General features: G+C 59.0%; 18 protein-coding genes and 1 other RNA gene. 15 read left to right on the top strand and 4 right to left on the bottom strand.

Annotated elements, in window-relative coordinates:
• Window positions 1–2: 2 nt before the first annotated feature.
• The 6 genes from rpsI (at window position 3) to ACI2KB_RS14855 (ending at window position 4,462) form a co-directional block, all read left to right on the top strand.
• Window positions 3–335, top strand: coding sequence for a 30S ribosomal protein S9 (gene rpsI, locus ACI2KB_RS14830; RefSeq protein ID WP_404635726.1), 333 nt, complete (start codon window positions 3–5; stop codon window positions 333–335).
• 260 nt (window positions 336–595) lie between these two features.
• Window positions 596–1,189, top strand: coding sequence for a ubiquinol-cytochrome c reductase iron-sulfur subunit (gene petA, locus ACI2KB_RS14835; protein ID WP_404635728.1), 594 nt, complete (start codon window positions 596–598; stop codon window positions 1,187–1,189).
• Complete coding sequence (locus ACI2KB_RS14840) at window positions 1,189–2,400, top strand: cytochrome bc complex cytochrome b subunit (RefSeq protein ID WP_404635730.1); 1,212 nt, start codon at window positions 1,189–1,191, stop codon at window positions 2,398–2,400. Before petA ends, ACI2KB_RS14840 begins: the two co-directional genes overlap by 1 nt.
• Entirely contained in the window at window positions 2,400–3,182 is a 783-nt protein-coding gene (locus ACI2KB_RS14845) for a cytochrome c1 (protein ID WP_404635732.1), read from the top strand. Before ACI2KB_RS14840 ends, ACI2KB_RS14845 begins: the two co-directional genes overlap by 1 nt.
• A 227-nt stretch (window positions 3,183–3,409) precedes the next feature.
• A complete protein-coding gene (locus ACI2KB_RS14850) occupies window positions 3,410–4,027 on the top strand; it encodes a glutathione S-transferase N-terminal domain-containing protein (RefSeq protein ID WP_404635734.1) in 618 nt (205 codons plus the stop codon).
• Window positions 4,028–4,045: 18 nt separating this feature from the next.
• Entirely contained in the window at window positions 4,046–4,462 is a 417-nt protein-coding gene (locus tag ACI2KB_RS14855; RefSeq protein WP_404635736.1) for a ClpXP protease specificity-enhancing factor, read from the top strand.
• Window positions 4,463–4,641: 179 nt separating this feature from the next.
• Here the strand turns inward: ACI2KB_RS14855 and ACI2KB_RS14860 are convergent, their stop codons facing one another.
• The 4 genes from ACI2KB_RS14860 to ACI2KB_RS14875 form a co-directional block, all read right to left on the bottom strand.
• Window positions 4,642–5,220 (bottom strand): BON domain-containing protein, encoded by a 579-nt coding sequence (locus ACI2KB_RS14860; protein ID WP_404635738.1) that lies wholly within the window; start codon window positions 5,218–5,220, stop codon window positions 4,642–4,644.
• Window positions 5,217–5,810: a phosphoheptose isomerase gene (locus tag ACI2KB_RS14865; RefSeq protein ID WP_404635740.1), complete on the bottom strand. Its 594-nt coding sequence runs from the start codon at window positions 5,808–5,810 to the stop codon at window positions 5,217–5,219. Before ACI2KB_RS14865 ends, ACI2KB_RS14860 begins: the two co-directional genes overlap by 4 nt.
• Before the next feature lie 156 nt (window positions 5,811–5,966).
• A complete protein-coding gene (locus ACI2KB_RS14870; RefSeq protein ID WP_404635742.1) occupies window positions 5,967–6,341 on the bottom strand; it encodes a YraN family protein in 375 nt (124 codons plus the stop codon).
• On the bottom strand, window positions 6,338–8,152 hold the full coding sequence (locus ACI2KB_RS14875) for a penicillin-binding protein activator (RefSeq protein ID WP_404635744.1): 1,815 nt from the start codon (window positions 8,150–8,152) through the stop codon (window positions 6,338–6,340). Before ACI2KB_RS14875 ends, ACI2KB_RS14870 begins: the two co-directional genes overlap by 4 nt.
• A 210-nt stretch (window positions 8,153–8,362) precedes the next feature.
• Here ACI2KB_RS14875 and rsmI point away from each other — a divergent pair, with 210 nt between their 5' ends.
• The 9 genes from rsmI (at window position 8,363) to mraY (ending at window position 17,366) form a co-directional block, all read left to right on the top strand.
• Window positions 8,363–9,268 carry a 16S rRNA (cytidine(1402)-2'-O)-methyltransferase gene (gene rsmI / locus ACI2KB_RS14880; protein WP_404635746.1) on the top strand — a complete coding sequence of 302 codons (906 nt, stop codon included), beginning with the start codon at window positions 8,363–8,365 and terminating at the stop codon, window positions 9,266–9,268.
• Between the two features lie 87 nt (window positions 9,269–9,355).
• An RNA gene (rnpB, locus tag ACI2KB_RS14885) (RNase P RNA component class A) lies at window positions 9,356–9,713 on the top strand.
• A 310-nt stretch (window positions 9,714–10,023) separates the two neighbouring features.
• The gene (gene mraZ, locus ACI2KB_RS14890; protein ID WP_404635748.1) at window positions 10,024–10,479 is read left to right on the top strand and encodes a division/cell wall cluster transcriptional repressor MraZ; all 456 of its coding nucleotides are present in this window, start codon (window positions 10,024–10,026) and stop codon (window positions 10,477–10,479) included.
• Window positions 10,476–11,423 (top strand): 16S rRNA (cytosine(1402)-N(4))-methyltransferase RsmH, encoded by a 948-nt coding sequence (rsmH, locus tag ACI2KB_RS14895; RefSeq protein ID WP_404635750.1) that lies wholly within the window; start codon window positions 10,476–10,478, stop codon window positions 11,421–11,423. Before mraZ ends, rsmH begins: the two co-directional genes overlap by 4 nt.
• Window positions 11,420–11,713, top strand: coding sequence for a cell division protein FtsL (gene ftsL / locus ACI2KB_RS14900; protein WP_404635752.1), 294 nt, complete (start codon window positions 11,420–11,422; stop codon window positions 11,711–11,713). The genes rsmH and ftsL overlap by 4 nt, the downstream gene beginning before the upstream one ends.
• Entirely contained in the window at window positions 11,710–13,458 is a 1,749-nt protein-coding gene (locus ACI2KB_RS14905) for a peptidoglycan D,D-transpeptidase FtsI family protein (protein ID WP_404635754.1), read from the top strand. The genes ftsL and ACI2KB_RS14905 overlap by 4 nt, the downstream gene beginning before the upstream one ends.
• On the top strand, window positions 13,458–14,921 hold the full coding sequence (locus tag ACI2KB_RS14910; protein WP_404635756.1) for a UDP-N-acetylmuramoyl-L-alanyl-D-glutamate--2,6-diaminopimelate ligase: 1,464 nt from the start codon (window positions 13,458–13,460) through the stop codon (window positions 14,919–14,921). Before ACI2KB_RS14905 ends, ACI2KB_RS14910 begins: the two co-directional genes overlap by 1 nt.
• A complete protein-coding gene (gene murF / locus ACI2KB_RS14915; RefSeq protein ID WP_404635758.1) occupies window positions 14,914–16,284 on the top strand; it encodes a UDP-N-acetylmuramoyl-tripeptide--D-alanyl-D-alanine ligase in 1,371 nt (456 codons plus the stop codon). The genes ACI2KB_RS14910 and murF overlap by 8 nt, the downstream gene beginning before the upstream one ends.
• The gene (gene mraY / locus ACI2KB_RS14920; RefSeq protein ID WP_404635760.1) at window positions 16,284–17,366 is read left to right on the top strand and encodes a phospho-N-acetylmuramoyl-pentapeptide-transferase; all 1,083 of its coding nucleotides are present in this window, start codon (window positions 16,284–16,286) and stop codon (window positions 17,364–17,366) included. Before murF ends, mraY begins: the two co-directional genes overlap by 1 nt.

Raw genomic sequence — 17,366 nt, forward strand, 5'->3', positions numbered from 1 at the left:
TCCTGCGTCCGGGCACCGGTAACATCTCCATCAACAACCGCTCCCTGGACACGTTCTTCGGCCGCGAAACTGCACGCATGGTAGTTCGTCAGCCGCTGGAACTGACCGAGACCGTTGAAAAATTCGACATCTACGTCACCGTTATCGGCGGTGGTGTGAGTGGTCAAGCTGGCGCAATCCGCCACGGTATCACTCGCGCTCTGATGTCCTACGACGAAACCCTGCGTAGCGCTCTGCGTAAAGCAGGCTACGTCACTCGCGACGCTCGCGAAGTTGAACGTAAGAAGGTCGGTCTGCGTAAAGCGCGTAAGCGTCCGCAGTACTCGAAGCGTTAATTCGCTTTCGTTCAAAAAGAACGCTCAGTTTCCTCACGGAACTGGGCGTTTTTTTATGGGCGTCTATTATGGGTGATGACGACACGAATCATCGGTGGATGCCCCGATCTATAAGGCCTCCCGGTTTTCGCCAAATGGCAGTCCCCTTGATGGATCAAGGAGCGCTCTGATTGCCTTTGGCAGATGCATCGACAGCTAAAAAATAATACGAAGGGAAGCCTGACCAAGCAGGTTTCTAAAAGCTGATGGGAGAGGAAGGAATGAGCAATGACGGCGTGAATGCAGGCCGGCGTCGCTTCCTCGTCGCCGCCACATCTGTGGTGGGCGCTGCAGGGGCGGTCGGGGCTGCGGTCCCGTTCGTGGGGTCATGGTTTCCCAGTGCCAAGGCCAAAGCGGCTGGTGCACCCGTTAAGGTCAATATCAGCAAAATCGAGCCAGGCCAGCAGATGATCGCCGAGTGGCGCGGTCAGCCGGTCTTCATCGTCCATCGTACGCCGGAAATCCTCACCAATCTGGGCAAGATCACCGCTCAGCTCTCCGACCCAGAGTCCAAGAACTCTACTCAACCGACCTACGTCGATCCGGTGGTTCGATCAATCAAACCCGAGATGTTGCTGTTGATCGGCATTTGTACGCATCTGGGTTGTTCGCCCACGTTCCGCCCTGAAGTTGCCCCCGCTGATTTGGGTAAAGACTGGGTGGGTGGGTACTTCTGTCCTTGTCACGGCTCCCATTACGACCTGGCCGGGCGCGTCTACAAGGCGCAACCAGCACCTCTGAATTTGCCAGTGCCGCCGCATTCCTACGAGTCGGACTCAATCATCGTCATTGGTGTCGATCAGGAGAAAGCGTAATGAGCAAGTTCATGGACTGGATCGATGCGCGCTTCCCTGCCACTTCCATGTGGGAAGATCATCTCAGCAAGTATTACGCCCCCAAGAATTTCAACTTCTTCTATTTTTTCGGCTCGCTGGCGTTGCTGGTGCTGGTCAATCAGATCGTCACTGGCGTCTGGTTGACCATGAGTTACACGCCCTCGGCGGAGGAGGCGTTCGCGTCCGTCGAGTACATCATGCGGGACGTGGAGTACGGCTCGATCCTGCGTCTGTTGCATTCCACAGGGGCGTCGGCGTTTTTTATCGTCGTTTACCTTCACATGTTCCGCGGACTGCTCTACGGCTCGTATCAGAAGCCTCGCGAGCTGGTGTGGATCTTCGGTATGTTGATTTACCTGGCGCTGATGGCTGAAGCGTTCATGGGGTATCTGCTGCCGTGGGGGCAGATGTCGTACTGGGGCGCGCAGGTGATCATCTCCCTATTTGGCGCGATTCCCATCATCGGCAATGACCTGACCCAATGGATTCGCGGTGATTACCTGATTTCCGGCATTACCTTGAACCGCTTCTTCGCACTGCATGTGGTGGCGCTGCCGATCGTAATTCTCGGGTTGGTGGTGCTGCACGTACTGGCGCTGCACGAAGTCGGGTCCAACAACCCGGACGGCGTCGACATCAAGAAACTCAAGGACGAGAACGGCAAGCCGCTGGATGGTATCGCGTTCCATCCGTACTACACGGTCAAGGATATCGTCGGGGTCGTGGTGTTTCTGTTCATCTTCTGCTCGGTTGTCTTCTTCTTTCCGGAGATGGGCGGGTATTTCCTGGAAAAACCCAACTTCGAGCAGGCGAATGCCTTCAAGACGCCCGAGCACATTGCACCGGTCTGGTACTTCACCCCGTTCTACGCGATCCTGCGCGCGATTCCCGACAAGCTCATGGGGGTCATGGCGATGGGGGCGGCGATTGCCGTGCTGTTCGTGCTGCCGTGGCTGGACCGAAGCCCGGTCAAATCCATGCGCTACAAAGGTTGGCTCAGCCGAATCTGGTTGCTGCTGTTTTGTGTGGCCTTCGTGATTCTGGGGATTTTGGGTGTGCTGCCACCCAGCCCGGGGCGCGCGTTGCTGTCGCAGGTGTGTACGGCCGTGTATTTCGCCTACTTCATCCTGATGCCGTTCTACACGCGCATGGAGAAGACAAAACCGGTACCGGAAAGGGTGACGGGCTAATGAAAAGAATATTGGCGGTCTTACTGCTTGCAGCACTGCCTGTGCTGGCGATTGCAGATGAACACGGCGGGCCTGAACTGGAAAGCGTCGACATTGACGTCGCCGACAAAGTGGCGATGCAGGACGGCGCGAGAACGTTCGTCAACTACTGCATGGGCTGTCACAGCGCCAAGTTCCAGCGCTATGAGCGGGTCGCGGATGATTTGGGTATTCCTCATGAGCTGATGCTCGAAAAACTGGTGTTCACCGGGGCCAAGATTGGTGATCACATGGTCGCTGGCATGCAGCCTGCCGATGCCAAGGTCTGGTTCGGCGCAGCCCCTCCCGACCTGACGCTGGTGGCGCGAGTACGAGGCACGGACTGGCTCTATGGGTATCTGCGCTCGTTCTATGAGGACCCTGCGCGCCCGTGGGGGGTGAACAACAAGGTTTTCCCGAACGTCGGCATGCCTAACGTGCTGGTCGGGCTTCAGGGGCGTCAGGTGATCGGCTGCAAGCAGGTGCAATGGGTCGAGCACGGCAAGAAACAGTTCGATCCACTGACCGGTGTGCCGCTGACCCACGAGGCCTGCGATCAATTGACCATCGTGCCCAAGACCGGCACGCTGACCGAAGAGCAGTTCGACGAGAAGGTGAAGAACCTGGTGACCTTCCTCGCGTATTCGGCGAACCCGGTCAAGCTGCAACACCAGCGCATCGGCACCTATGTGCTGCTGTATCTGGCGGTTTTGTTTATCTTTGCCTATCTGCTCAAGCGTGAATATTGGAAGGACGTGCATTAGCGGTGCAGTCGTGGCGAGGCAGACGGAACGCGCTCTGTAGAGTCTCATTCGGGTAATGGACGCAAAGCGGGTATAGTTGCGGGCGAAAGATTGCAGAATTTACTTCGCGTAAATGAGCTATCTTGTCGCCCGCATGAACACCCGCTGATTGTGGATGTTGCCGGAGGCGTCTTCAGGGCGCGTTCGTTTTTCTGCTTTTGCATATTTAACAAGCGAGGAGGATCGCCATGGGCGTGACCAATCGGTTGGCCTGTTACTCCGACCCCGCCGACCACTATTCCCACCGCGTGCGCATCGTGCTCGCCGAGAAAGGTGTCAGCGCCGAGATCATCGATGTCGTTGAAGGTCAGCACTCGGCCAAACTGATCGAGGCGAACCCGTATGGCACGGTGCCGACGCTGGTCGATCGTGACCTGGCGCTATACGAGTCGACGGTGGTCATGGAATATCTGGATGAGCGTTATCCGCATCCGCCTTTACTGCCGGTTTACCCTGTGGCCCGAGCCAACAGCCGTCTGCTGATGCACCGCATTCAGCGCGACTGGTGCGCTTTGGTGGATGTCATTCTGGACTCGCGCAACAAAGACGCCGTACGAGCCCAGGCGCGCAAGGAACTGCGCGAAAGTCTGACCGGTGTCTCGCCACTGTTTGCGGAAAAGCCATTTTTCCTCAGTGACGAGCAGAGCCTGGTCGACTGCTGTCTATTGCCCATACTCTGGCGCCTGCCGGTTCTGGGTATCGAGTTGCCGCGGCCCGCCAAGCCGCTGCTTGATTATATGGAGCGCCAATTCGCTCGTGAGGCATTTCAGGCAAGTCTGTCTGCTGCCGAACGAGACATGCGCTAAGGCTTAAGGAACCGTTCGATGAACTCCAGTCGCCCCTACCTGGTCCGTGCTCTGTACGAGTGGATCGTGGACAACGATTGCACGCCGCACATTCTGGTCAACGCCGAGTATCCGGCGGTACAAGTCCCGCAAGGCTTCGCCAATGATGGGCAAATCGTTCTCAACATTTCGCCAAGCGCCGTGCGCCATTTGCACATGGACAACGATGCGGTGAGCTTCGAAGGACGCTTTGGTGGTGTGCCGCACAGTCTGTACGTGCCTGTCGCCGCCGTCATGGGGATTTACGCCCGTGAGAACGGTCAGGGCATGGTCTTCGACCTGGAGCCGGCCGTGGATGACGATGAAGATCTGGATGTGGAAGATGATGATCTGCCACCACCGGATGACGAGCCACCGCGCCCGACCGGTCGGCCGAGTCTGAAAGTGGTCAAGTGATCATGACGTAGTAACGAAAAAGGCAATCCCGAGGGATCGCCTTTTTTGTGCCTGCCGTTGATCCCATGTGGGAGCGAATTCATTCGCGATGCGTTCGTACATTCGACAGAAATGCATCGGACCTGCCGGCCCTTTCGCGAATAAATTCGCTCCCACAGAGTAGGTTCGCAGTTATTTCGTTAATCGATGTACTCAAACAGCTTCACGATCTTCTGCACGCCGGACACGCCCTGAACCAGATTGGTTGCGCGGTTGGCTTCTGCCTGGGTCAGCAGGCCCATCAGATAGACGATACCGTTCTCGGTCACGACCTTGATGCGTGAGCCGGGAATGGCGCTGTCAGTCAGCATCTCGGTCTTGATCTTGCTGGTCAGCCACGAGTCGTTACTGCGGGCCAGGTAGGAGGACGGCTCGATCACTTGCAGTTCGTTGCTGACCTTCTTGACCTTCTGCACTTGGCTGGCAGTCTGTTCGGCCAACTGCTTGAGGTCGGCGCGCGGTGTCTGGCCTGCCAGCAGCACTACGCCGTTGAAGCTGGTCACGACGATGTGCGAGTTGCTGTCCAGGTCCGGGCTGGCTTTGGCGATGTTGACTGCGACCTTGGTTTCGATCAGAGAGTCGTCGATCTTGCTGCCCAGTGTGCGGGTGCCACGATCGTCATCGATTGGTGCTTCGCGGCTGGCATTGACCACCGAGCTGCATCCGCTGATGCCCAGGCAGAGGGTCAGGGCCAACAGGCTGAGACGTGTGGATATCATTCTTCACTCCCGAAAATTTGGCTGTCGATCAAATAGCACAGGCAGTGGATCACCAACAGGTGAACTTCCTGAATGCGCGCGGTGACTTTGGCTGGAACGCGGATTTCCACGTCCTCTGGCAGCAGCAGCGATGAGACGTCGCCGCCGTCGCGACCGGTCAGGGCCACTACAATCATTTCCCGATCGTGCGCGGCCTGAATGGCTTGAATGACGTTGGCCGAGTTGCCACTGGTCGAAATCGCCAGCAGCACGTCGCCGGGCTGACCCAGTGCGCGAATCTGCTTGGAGAAAATCTCGTTGTAGCTGTAATCGTTGGCGATCGAGGTGATCGTCGAGGTGTCGGTGGTCAGCGCGATGGCAGGCAGGCTGGGACGTTCACGTTCGAAGCGGTTCAGCAGCTCGGATGAGAAGTGCTGAGCATCGCCCGCTGAGCCACCGTTACCGCAGGCGAGAATCTTGCGCTCCGTGAGCAGGGCATCAACCATCACCTGACTGGCTTGCTCGATGTAAGGTGCAAGAACGTCCATCGCCTGCTGCTTGGTATCGATGCTGGCCTGAAAAAGCTGGCGAATTCGGGATTGCATGTCCATCTATGAAAACCTTAATAGGGGCGGCTGGTCGGTCGGCGTCTGAAACGGGTCATCGGCTTCCCGGCACAAAACTGTGCAGCCCGCAAAGCAAAGAGCAAAAAACGGTGTGAATGAGGTGTTTTGGCGAGCGTGGCATCGGCATGTATTCATCGGGGATCAGCCTTCGAACGCATGTTGCAGCCAGTTCAGCGCAGGCTCAGTGCCTGGGTCACCATTGATTGCCACGACATCGAAACGGCAGGGGGAATCAGACCATTTCAATTCACTCTGCAGAAACCATTGTGCGGCCAGGATGAGTTTTTCCTGCTTGCGAAAATCGACGCTCTCCAGTGCACCACCCCATCCGGCGTGGCGCCTATAGCGAACTTCGACGAATACTACTGTATCGCCGTCGAGCATGACCAGATCAAGCTCGCCGCGTTTGCACGACCAGTTTTGCGTGATCAATTGCAAACCGTGTTGTAGCAAGTGTCGCAGGGCGTAGGCCTCGGCCTCTTGCCCTGCGGTTTTTCGCGTACTGCCTGAGGTCAAGGCGCAGTGTCCGGCAGGCGCTGAACTTTGCCGTCAACGAATTGCGCCCAAGGCAGTTGGCGTTCGATGCGCTGACCCTGACCGATGGCCAGGCTGCCCGACAGGCCGTCGATACGGCTTTCAGGCAGGGTTTTCAGTTGGGTCAGGCGTGGTGCCAGGCGATAGGCATCGATGCCCATGGCGTACAGGCGGCCGAGGCTGCCCGCTGCTTGTGGCCATTGATTGGTCACTTGCTGGCGCAGTGGGTCGGTCGCGTTCAGCAGCCAAGGGGTTTCACAGAAGCGCACGCCAGCCAGATCGTTGTACATCGCTTGATCACCACTGTTGGTGAACAAATGAGAAGTCGCGTAGACCGGCACATCGCCCGCGTACTGGAACACCATGGTCGGTTTGATCTGCTGTGCCTGTTGCGGCGTGGCCGCCAGGAACATGAAGTCCACGTCCTGACGACGGCTCGGCTGGGCGGCCATCTGGGCGCCAGTGGTGCTTTGCAGGCGTTGGGCGCGGCCTTCGCTATTGCGCAGTTGGAACAGGTCGGCAACTTGTTGGGCCAGTGCCACCGGTTGATCGATGCGCTCGACACCCAGGAAGGTGCCGCCTTTGGCCTGCCAGCTCTGACGGAAAGCGTCGAGGACGCGGTCGCCCCATTCGCCTTTCGGCACCATGGCCACGGCGCTGCGCTTGCCATCCGCCCAGGCGCGACGGGCCACTTCGCGGGCTTCGTCTTCGGCTGCCAGACCAAACTGGAACAGTTCAGCCGGGCCTTGAGCGCTGGAGTCGCTGTAGTTCAGGGCCAGGGTCGTGATTGGCAATTGCGGGTGAGCGCTCAGCTGTTTGACCAGCGGCTTTTCCAGGGGGCCGACGACCATTTGCACGCCAGCCGCTTTGGCTTGGGCGTAGAACGCGTCCATCGACGTCACGCGGGAGCTGTCGAACACTTCAATGGCAGGTGGTTTCTGACCGGCCTGTTGCGCTTGGTAATGAGCGGCCATGAAGCCGTCGCGCAGGGCACGGGCAACGGAGGCCAGAGGGCCATCCTGTGGCAGCAGCAGGGCAATTTTCGTCAGCGGCTGGCTTTTCAGTTCGCGCAATTGAGCCAGGGACGTCGGCAGTTGACGCGCGGCTGGGTGCTGCGGGTTTTGGGCTTTCCAGTTGTCGATGGCCGCCTGCTGTTGTTCCAGCGTGCCAGCGCCTTTGACGGCGCGGGCCAAGCTCAGCCAGCCGCCCATGTCATCGTTGGCGGTGCTTTGAAGTTGTTCAGGCGGGAGTGCGGCAACCAGTGTCCAGATCGCGTCGTTGTTGGCGCTCAGGGCATCGCCTTGCAGCAACGGCCCCATGAAAACGCGTTCGCTGGCGGCGGCCAGGGTCTGACCATCGGCCTCGAAGGCGCGGGCGCGAACGGTGTAGGCGCGGGTTTGCAGATCGACAGGCATTTCGCCCAGATGCTGCATGCTTGGATGGTTGAGCGCCTGCAGTGCCGCTTTGGGCTGACTGCGACCCAGAGCCAGTTCGGCCGACAGGGTATTGGCGTAGATCTGCTTGTCAGTCTTGAGTTGGTCGATCTGGACCTGTTCAAGAATGCTGGCGGCACGGCTCGGGTTGTTCTGGCGTGCTGCAAGGTCTGCCGCGGTCAGGCGCAAGAGGGCGGCCTGGTCGGGCGTTTTGGCGGCAGCGGCTTGTTCGAGCAACTGCTCGATGCTGGCGTCAGGAGTGCGAGGCAGTTCGCCAAGACTGGAAGAGGGCGAACCGGCGCAAGCGGCCAACAAGGCAGCCAGGCAGAGGGCAGAGAACAGCCGCAGGCAAGCGATCATGTATGTGTTCCTGGTACTCAAGCAAATAAGCGTGGAATTGTACCCAAGCACTGGCCGGGGCGCGATGTTGTAGGCGTTAAAGCAGTGATATTGGTCGTACTGAAGCGTAATCGGACGCTTCGGTCAGTGGTTTTCCCGTTCTCGAAGGTGAAGGCATGACGCTCTGCTTCATTCTTCAAGCTCCCTGTTTGTTTCGCCTTAACCTGTACAATGCAGGCTTTGACTGATCATGAGGTGTGCGCTTTGACTGCTCCGGGTGCTTTGAATTCCACTACAGGCTCGCTTTATGTGGTGGCCACGCCAATTGGCAACCTGGATGACATGAGCGTGCGCGCGTTGAAAGTGTTGCGCGAAGTTTCGTTGATTGCGGCCGAAGATACCCGGCATTCATTACGACTCATGCAGCACTTTGGCATCTCCACGCCATTGGCGGCCTGCCACGAGCACAACGAACGTGACGAGGGCAGTCGCTTCATTGCGCGTCTGCAAGCGGGCGATGATGTGGCGCTGATTTCCGATGCAGGCACGCCATTGATTTCCGATCCGGGTTACCACCTGGTGCGTCAGGCTCGTGCGGCAGGGATTCAGGTCGTGCCCGTTCCGGGGGCCTGCGCGTTGATTGCAGCGCTGTCGGCGGCAGGCCTGCCCTCCGATCGTTTCATCTTTGAAGGTTTTCTTCCGGCTAAATCAGTGGGGCGCAAGGTGCGGCTCGAGCTGCTCAGAGAAGAGCCGCGCACGGTTATCTTCTATGAGGCGCCTCACCGGATCCTGGAATGCCTTCAGGACATGGAAGCGATCTTCGGTGCCGACAGGCCGGCCGTACTGGGGCGCGAGTTGACCAAAACCTTCGAAACCCTGAAGGGGTTGCCCTTGGGCGAGCTGCGAGCGTTCGTCGAGGGTGACAGCAATCAGCAGCGCGGAGAGTGCGTCGTGGTGGTCGCAGGATGGAGTGAGCCTGAAGGAGACGACGCGGTTGGTGCTGAGGCGCGGCGCGTGCTGGACCTGTTGCTGGAGGAAATGCCGCTCAAGCGTGCGGCGGCGCTGGCGGCCGAGATCACAGGTGTGCGCAAGAATCTGCTGTATCAGGTGGCGCTGGACAAGCAAAAGGGCGAGTGAGCAGTGCCCGTCAGCCTGTCGTTTAAATGAACGACAGGCTTATTAATGCTTGTTCTTGAGCCGACCAGTCAGTAACCTTGGCGGCGGAGAGTCGATTGGACAGTCGCTGCCTTTCATTGTTCCGCAATGAAGGGGGGAGGAAAGTCCGGGCTCCATAGGGCGGAGTGCCAGGTAACGCCTGGGGGGCGTGAGCCTACGGAAAGTGCCACAGAAAACAACCGCCTAAGCACTTCGGTGCCGGTAAGGGTGAAAAGGTGCGGTAAGAGCGCACCGCACGGCTGGTAACAGTTCGTGGCTAGGTAAACCCCACTCGGAGCAAGACCAAATAGGGTTCCAAGGCGTGGCCCGCGCTGGAACCGGGTAGGTTGCTAAAGATGTCCAGTGATGGCCATCGTAGAGGAATGACTGTCCTCGACAGAACCCGGCTTACAGATTGACTCTCCACTTTTCTCCACCTCCGCTTTTTTTTCCTCGCATAACCCCTCGTCGTAATGTCGAAAAAATCTTAAACCTCACAAATCACTTTAACTTCGAAGCTCATCTTTTTGAGTTCCTTCGGATTTATCCGTAGGAACGATCCGATTTTTTTCAAAACTCCTCTATTACCCCTCGTAAATCTCCGTCCTGTAAGGGTTTTCCTTAAGAAGTTGCCTTGACGGTGTGGTGGGCGGATTCCTATAGTGTGCGCAAGTGGCGGAAAGTGGCGTGAAGTGGGTTTTTTGGACGCAAAACGATAATATTCGGAGAAAGCGCCTGTGTTCCGTGGTGCAAACGCAATCAATCTCGACGCAAAGGGCCGTCTCGCTATGCCGAGCCGGTACCGTGACGAGCTCGATTCGCGTAGCGCCGGCCAATTGATCGTGACCATTGATACCGTCGACCCATGCTTGTGCATCTATCCGCTCCCGGAATGGGAAGTGATCGAAGCCAAATTGCGTGAGCTCGCGACATTTCGTGAAGAAAACCGTCGCTTGCAGCGGTTGTTGATCGGTAATGCGGTGGATCTGGAACTCGATGGCAGTGGACGTTTTCTGGTGCCGCCCCGTTTGCGCGAGTACGCCAAGCTCGACAAGCGAGTGATGCTGGTAGGCCAGCTCAACAAGTTTCAACTGTGGGATGAGGACGCCTGGAACGCACTTGCTGATGCGGACCTTGCGGCCATTCAAAAACCGGGCGCGATGCCTGATGAACTGCGTGATTTGATCCTGTGACTACGAATAGCGGCTTTACCCACATCACCGTACTGCTCGAAGAAGCCGTCGAGGCTCTCGCGGTGCGCGCTGATGGCTGCTATCTGGATGGCACGTTCGGGCGGGGCGGGCACAGCCGTCTTATATTGCAGAACCTCGGGCCGGATGGTCGACTTCTCGGATTCGATAAAGATCCTCAAGCGATTGCCACCGGGCAAGCGCTGGCGGCCGAAGACGGCCGCTTTGTCATTGTGCAGCGCAGTTTTGCCGAGTTGGGCTCCGAGGCTCTGGAGCGCGGGATTGCGGGGAAAATCAGCGGTATCCTGTTGGACCTCGGTGTGTCCTCGCCACAGCTTGACGACCCTGAGCGCGGCTTCAGTTTCATGAATGATGGCCCGCTGGACATGCGCATGGATCCGTCCCGGGGTGTCAGCGCCGCCGAGTTCGTCAACACCGCACCTGTCGAAGAAATCGCTCGCGTGTTCAAGGAATACGGCGAAGAGCGTTTCGCCAAGCGCATGGCTGCAGCCGTCGCAGCGCGCCGCGAAACCCAACCTTTCGAGCGCACGGGTGACCTGGCTGAAGTGCTGAAAGTCGCCAACCCTGCCTGGGAAAAAGGCAAAAATCCGGCGACGCGTGCCTTCCAGGGGCTGCGTATTCACGTCAATAACGAACTGGGTGACCTGGAAGCTGGCCTCGACGCCGCTCTTGAGGCGCTGGAAGTGGGTGGTCGTCTGGCGGTCATCAGCTTCCACTCGTTGGAAGATCGCATTGTCAAACTGTTCATGCGCAAGCTGGTGAAAGGCGAGGCGGATAATCTGCCGCGCAATCTGCCGGTGCGTCATCAGGCATTCGAGCCACGCATCAAACTGATCGGCAAGGCGCAATTCGCCTCCGACGAAGAAACCCGTGCCAACCCTCGCTCACGCAGTGCCGTGATGCGTGTTGCGGAGAAACTCCGGTGAGTCGCGGTTTCTTCAAGCCACTGCCCGGCGGCAGCTTCTTTATGATGCTGTTGTTTATCGCTGTCCTTGTGTCGGCCATCGCCGTGTCCTACAGCGCCCACTGGAACCGCCAGTTGCTCAACTCGCTGTATGCCGAACTCAGCGTGCGCGACAAGGCGCAGGCCGAGTGGGGGCGTCTGATTCTTGAACAGAGCACCTGGACCGCCCACAGCCGTATCGAAACACTGGCCACTGACCAGTTGAAAATGCACATCCCGAACGCTGCCGATATCCGGATGGTGTCGCCATGATGAAGCTTGAAGGCGCCCTCTATCCGTGGCGGTTCCGCGTCGTGGTCGGCTTGCTGTCGATCATGGTGTTGGCGATCTCCTATCGCATCGTCGACCTGCAAGTTATCGATCACCGCTTCCTGATCGAGCAGGGCGATGCGCGCAGCCTGCGTACCGTTTCGATTCCTGCCCACCGCGGTCTGATCACCGACCGTAACGGCGAGCCGCTGGCGGTCAGTACGCCGGTCACCACCATTTGGGCGAACCCGTCCGAAATGCAGGCAGACAAGAGCAAATGGGGCGTGTTGGCGCAAGCGCTGGGGCAGGACCCGAAAGCGTTGGCCGATCGCCTGAACGAGCAGGCCTCCAAAGAATTCATTTATCTGGTTCGTGGCTTGACCCCGGAACAGGGGCAGTCGGTGCTCGACCTGAAGGTGCCGGGCGTCTACGGGAAGGAAGAGTTCCGTCGTTTCTATCCGGCCGGTGATGTCACCGCGCACATGGTGGGTTTCACTGACCTGGACGACCACGGTCGGGAAGGTGTGGAGCTGGCCTACGATGACTGGCTCGCCGGGGTGCCCGGTAAGCGGCAAGTCATCAAGGATCGGCGAGGCAGGCTGATCAAAGACCTGCAAGTTAAGAAAAACGCCAAGGCCGGGAAGACCTTGGCTTTGTCTATTGATCTGCGCCTGCAATATCTGGCAACCCGTGAGCTGCGCAACGCGATTCAGGAAAACGACGCCAAGGCGGGCAGCCTGGTGATCATGGACGTGAAGACCGGCGAAGTGCTGGCGATGGTCAATCAGCCAACCTACAACCCGAACAACCGTCGCACCATGGTACCTGCGGCGATGCGTAACCGCGCAATCATCGACGTGTTCGAGCCGGGCTCGACCATGAAACCGATCTCCATGACCGCAGCCCTGGACAGTGGCCGCTGGAAACCCAGCGACAAGGTCGAGGTGTATCCGGGCACCCTGCAAATCGGCAAATACACCATTCGCGACGTGACCAAGACTGAAGGCCCGATCCTTGACTTGACCGGCATTCTGATCAACTCCAGTAACGTCGGCATGAGTAAAGTGGCTTTCGATGTCGGTGGCGAAGCGATCTTCCGCGCCATGCAGCGTGTGGGTCTGGGGCAGTATACCGGCCTGGGCTTCCCGGGCGAGCGCGTGGGCAACCTGCCGAACTATCGCGAGTGGCGTAAAGCAGAGACCGCGACCCTGTCTTACGGCTACGGCCTGTCGGTGACCGCGTTGCAACTGGTTCACGCCTATTCGGCGCTGGCCAACAACGGCAAGATCGTTCCGCTGACGATTCTGAAGACGGACAAGCCGGCCGAGTCCACTCAGGCCATTCCGGAAGCCACTGCCAAAACCCTGCAGACCATGCTGCAGTCGGTGATCGAAGACCCGCGCGGCGTTTATCGTGCCCGCGTGCCGTCGTATCACGTGGCGGGCAAGTCGGGTACTGCACGTAAGACGTCGGTTGGCACCAAGGGCTACGCCGAAAACTCTTACCGCTCGCTGTTCGCAGGCTTCGGCCCGATGAGCAACCCGCGTTACGCCATCGTGGTGGTGATCGACGAGCCGAGTAAAGGCGGCTATTTCGGTGGTCTGGTGTCGGCGCCTGTGTTCAGCAAAGTCATGTCGGGCACGTTGCGTCTGATGAACGTGCGTCCGGACAACCTCGCGCCAGTTCCACCTGAACAGCAAGCCAACGCGGCGCCGCTGGTCGTGCCTGTTAAAGGAGGGCGCGGCTGATGTCCTTTAACCTGAACAAGATTTTCGCCCAGAGCGACCGTGATTTGTTGATCCGCGAACTGACCCTGGACAGCCGCAAGGTGCGCCCGGGCGACCTGTTCTTGGCGGTGCCGGGTCTGAAGGTCGATGGTCGTGATCACATCACTGACGCCATTGCGCATGGCGCAGCGGCAGTGGCTTATGAGGTCGAAGGCGCCAAAGTGCTGCCGATCACTGACATCCCGATGATTCCGGTCAAAGCGCTGGGCGCTCAACTGTCGGACATCGCCGGGCGCTTTTATGGCGACCCAAGTCGCAGCCTGAATATGGTCGGCGTCACCGGGACCAACGGTAAAACGAGCGTCACCCAGTTGATCGCACAGGCACTCGACTTGCTGGGCGAGCGTTGCGGCCTGATTGGCACTTTGGGCACCGGTTTCCATAACGAGTTGAAAAGCGGGATTCACACCACGCCCGATCCGATTTCCGTGCAGTCGACGATCTACGACCTGAAAAAAGCGGGAGCCAAGGCCATCGCCATGGAAGTCTCGTCCCATGGCCTGGATCAGGGGCGCGTGACTGCTTTGGCGTTCGACGTCGCGGTCATGACCAACCTGTCCCGTGATCATCTGGATTACCACGGCACGATGGAAGCTTACGGCGCGGCCAAGGCCAAGTTGTTCGCCTGGAATGACCTGCGTTGCCGCGTCGTCAATATCGACGATGCGTTCGGTCGCCAACTGGCCGCTCAGTCTCACGAGTCGCGGTTGATCACGTACAGCCAGGAAGACAGCAGCGCGTACCTGTTCTGCCGCGACGCCCGGTTCGATGACGACGGCGTGCGCGCCACACTGGTGACGCCGCAGGGCGATCACGTCTTGCGCAGCAGCCTGCTGGGGCGTTTCAACCTGAGCAATGTGTTGGCTGCCGTCGGCGCGCTGATGGGGCTGGACTACCCGCTGGACGAGATTCTGAACGTGTTGCCGTTGCTGGAAGGCCCGGTCGGACGCATGCAGCGTCTGGGCGGCGGCGCCCGTCCGCTGGTGGTCGTTGACTACGCTCACACCCCGGATGCGCTGGAAAAGGTTCTCCTTGCACTGCGTCCGCACGCAAAAGGTCAACTGACCTGCCTGTTCGGTTGCGGCGGTGATCGCGATCGCGGCAAGCGTCCGTTGATGGCAGAAGTGGTCGAGCGTCTGGCGGACAAGGTGCTGGTCACCGACGACAACCCTCGCACCGAAGACCCATCTGTCATTTTCGAGGACATTCGCGCCGGTTTCGCCGCTGTGGATAACGTCGCGTTCGTCGCCGGTCGTGGTCAGGCCATTGCGCAAATCATCGCGCAGGCTGACGCCGCCGACGTGATCGTGCTCGCCGGCAAGGGGCATGAGGATTACCAGGAGATCGATGGTCAGCGCCATCCGTTTTCTGATCTTGAAGAAGCCGCCAAGGCACTGGACGCATGGGAGGCTGCACATGATTAAGCCGCTTTCGTTCAGCGAATTGCTGTTGCCCCTCGACGCGCGTCGGGTGGGTGAGGACGTGAGTTTCAACGGCGTCAGTATCGACAGTCGTGCAATCGACGCAGGGCAGTTGTTCGTGGCGCTCACCGGTCCGCGTTTTGACGGCCACGATTATCTCGATCAGGTCGCGGCCAAAGGTGCCGTCGGCGCCTTGGTCGAGCGTGAAGTACCGGGCAGTGCCCTGCCACAACTGATCGTCGGGGATACCCGCAAGGCGCTGGCCCAATTGGGCGCGATGAATCGCAATGCGTTCGTCGACAAGCCGGTTGCCGCTATTACGGGTTCCAGCGGCAAGACCACGGTCAAGGAAATGCTCGCGAGCATACTGCGCACACGTGGCTCAGTATTGGCGACCAAAGGCAATCTGAATAACGAACTGGGCGTACCGCTGACCTTGTTGACGCTGTCGCCGGAGTTCGACGCAGCCGTGATCGAACTGGGCGCCAACCACGTGGGCGAAATCGCGCTGACCGTCAGCCTGACCAAACCGCATGTGTCGGTGTTGACCAATGCCGGGACCGCCCACGTCGGTGAGTTTGGCGGCCCTGACAAGATCGTCGAGGCCAAGGGTGAAATCATCGAAGGTCTGGACGCTCGCGGCACGGCGGTATTGAACCGTGACGACAAAGCGTTCGACATCTGGGCGACCCGTGCCGGTGCGCGCAAGGTTCTGAGTTTTTCGGTCAAGAGCAGCGAAGCGGACATCTACGCCAGTGATCTGGGTATCGATGCCCGTGGCTGTCCGGCCTTCACCCTGCACACCCCGGCTGGTTCCGCGCAGGTGCAACTGAATCTGCTGGGGGCTCATAACGTAGCGAACGCACTGGCTGCGGCGGCTGCCGCTCACGCGCTGGGCGTTTCGTTGCCGGGCATTGTCGCGGGTCTGAACAATGTTCAACCGGTCAAGGGGCGCACCGTTGCGCAACTGGCGACCAACGGCATCCGGGTGATCGACGACACATATAACGCCAACCCGACGTCCGTGGCGGCAGCCACTGACATTTTGACCAGTTTCCCGGGCCGCAAAGTGCTGGTGCTGGGCGATATCGGCGAGTTGGGCGACTGGGCCGAGCAGGGCCATCGTGATGTTGGCACTTATGCTGCGGGTAAGGTCGACGCGCTGTATGCCGTCGGTCCGCTGATGGCCCATGCGGTCAAGGCTTTCGGGCAGGATGCCCGCCATTTTGCCAGTCAGGCCGACCTGATCGAGGCGCTGGGCGCTGAGCAAGATAAAAACACCACCATTTTGATCAAAGGTTCTCGCAGTGCCGCGATGGAAAACGTCGTCGCGGCTCTGTGTGGAGTCAGCTTGGAGAAACATTAATGCTGCTGCTGCTGGCCGAGTATCTGCAACAGTTCTATAAAGGCTTCGCGGTCTTCCAGTACCTGACCCTGCGCGGGATTCTTGGCGTGCTCACTGCATTGTCGCTCTCGCTGTGCTTCGGTCCCTGGATGATTCGTGCCCTGCAGAACAAGCAGATCGGCCAATCCGTCCGCAACGACGGTCCTCAATCCCACCTGTCCAAATCCGGCACCCCGACCATGGGTGGCGCGTTGATTCTTTCCGCTATCGGGGTTTCCACCCTGCTGTGGGCCGATCTGACCAACCGTTACGTGTGGGTCGTGCTGATCGTCACGCTGCTGTTCGGCGGCATCGGCTGGGTCGACGATTACCGCAAGGTCATCGAGAAAAACTCAAGAGGCTTGCCAAGCCGCTGGAAGTATTTCTGGCAGTCGGTCTTCGGTCTGGGTGCCGCAATCTTCCTTTATATGACTGCGCAGACGCCGGTCGAAACCACGCTGCTGATCCCGATGCTCAAAGACTTCAGCATCCCGCTGGGCGCAGGCTTCGTGATCCTGACTTACTTCGTGATCGTCGGCTCCAGCAACGCGGTCAACCTGACTGACGGTCTGGATGGCCTGGCCATCATGCCGACGGTCATGGTCGGTGGTGCGTTGGGCATCTTCTGCTACCTGTCCGGTAACGTAAAGTTCGCCGAATACCTGCTGATTCCGTACGTGCCGGGCGCGGGCGAACTGATCGTGTTCTGCGGTGCACTGATCGGTGCCGGTCTGGGCTTCCTCTGGTTCAACACTTATCCGGCTCAAGTCTTCATGGGCGACGTCGGTGCATTGGCGCTGGGCGCTGCGCTGGGCACCATCGCGGTCATCGTTCGTCAGGAAATCGTTCTGTTCATCATGGGCGGCGTGTTCGTGATGGAGACCCTGTCAGTCGTCATTCAGGTCGCATCCTTTAAATTGACCGGCCGCCGCGTTTTCCGCATGGCGCCGATCCATCACCACTTTGAACTCAAGGGCTGGCCCGAGCCGCGCGTGATCGTCCGTTTCTGGATCATCACCGTGATTCTCGTGCTGATCGGCCTTGCCACGTTGAAACTGAGGTAA

It is taken from the genome of Pseudomonas sp. NPDC088444, from assembly GCF_044900175.1.
Taxonomy (GTDB): Bacteria; Pseudomonadota; Gammaproteobacteria; order Pseudomonadales; family Pseudomonadaceae; genus Aquipseudomonas.

What these genes read in the sequence shown, in the direction of transcription:
- petA (WP_404635728.1), top strand. Translation starts at nt 596, where the DNA reads ATGAGCAATGACGGCGTGAATGCAGGCCGGCGTCGCTTCCTCGTCGCC.
- ACI2KB_RS14840 (WP_404635730.1), top strand. Translation starts at nt 1,189, where the DNA reads ATGAGCAAGTTCATGGACTGGATCGATGCGCGCTTCCCTGCCACTTCC.
- ACI2KB_RS14845 (WP_404635732.1), top strand. Translation starts at nt 2,400, where the DNA reads ATGAAAAGAATATTGGCGGTCTTACTGCTTGCAGCACTGCCTGTGCTG.
- ACI2KB_RS14850 (WP_404635734.1), top strand. Translation starts at nt 3,410, where the DNA reads ATGGGCGTGACCAATCGGTTGGCCTGTTACTCCGACCCCGCCGACCAC.
- ACI2KB_RS14855 (WP_404635736.1), top strand. Translation starts at nt 4,046, where the DNA reads ATGAACTCCAGTCGCCCCTACCTGGTCCGTGCTCTGTACGAGTGGATC.
- ACI2KB_RS14860 (WP_404635738.1), bottom strand. Translation starts at nt 5,220, where the DNA reads ATGATATCCACACGTCTCAGCCTGTTGGCCCTGACCCTCTGCCTGGGC.
- ACI2KB_RS14865 (WP_404635740.1), bottom strand. Translation starts at nt 5,810, where the DNA reads ATGGACATGCAATCCCGAATTCGCCAGCTTTTTCAGGCCAGCATCGAT.
- ACI2KB_RS14875 (WP_404635744.1), bottom strand. Translation starts at nt 8,152, where the DNA reads ATGATCGCTTGCCTGCGGCTGTTCTCTGCCCTCTGCCTGGCTGCCTTG.
- rsmI (WP_404635746.1), top strand. Translation starts at nt 8,363, where the DNA reads ATGCAGGCTTTGACTGATCATGAGGTGTGCGCTTTGACTGCTCCGGGT.
- ACI2KB_RS14905 (WP_404635754.1), top strand. Translation starts at nt 11,710, where the DNA reads ATGATGAAGCTTGAAGGCGCCCTCTATCCGTGGCGGTTCCGCGTCGTG.
- ACI2KB_RS14910 (WP_404635756.1), top strand. Translation starts at nt 13,458, where the DNA reads ATGTCCTTTAACCTGAACAAGATTTTCGCCCAGAGCGACCGTGATTTG.
- murF (WP_404635758.1), top strand. Translation starts at nt 14,914, where the DNA reads ATGATTAAGCCGCTTTCGTTCAGCGAATTGCTGTTGCCCCTCGACGCG.
- mraY (WP_404635760.1), top strand. Translation starts at nt 16,284, where the DNA reads ATGCTGCTGCTGCTGGCCGAGTATCTGCAACAGTTCTATAAAGGCTTC.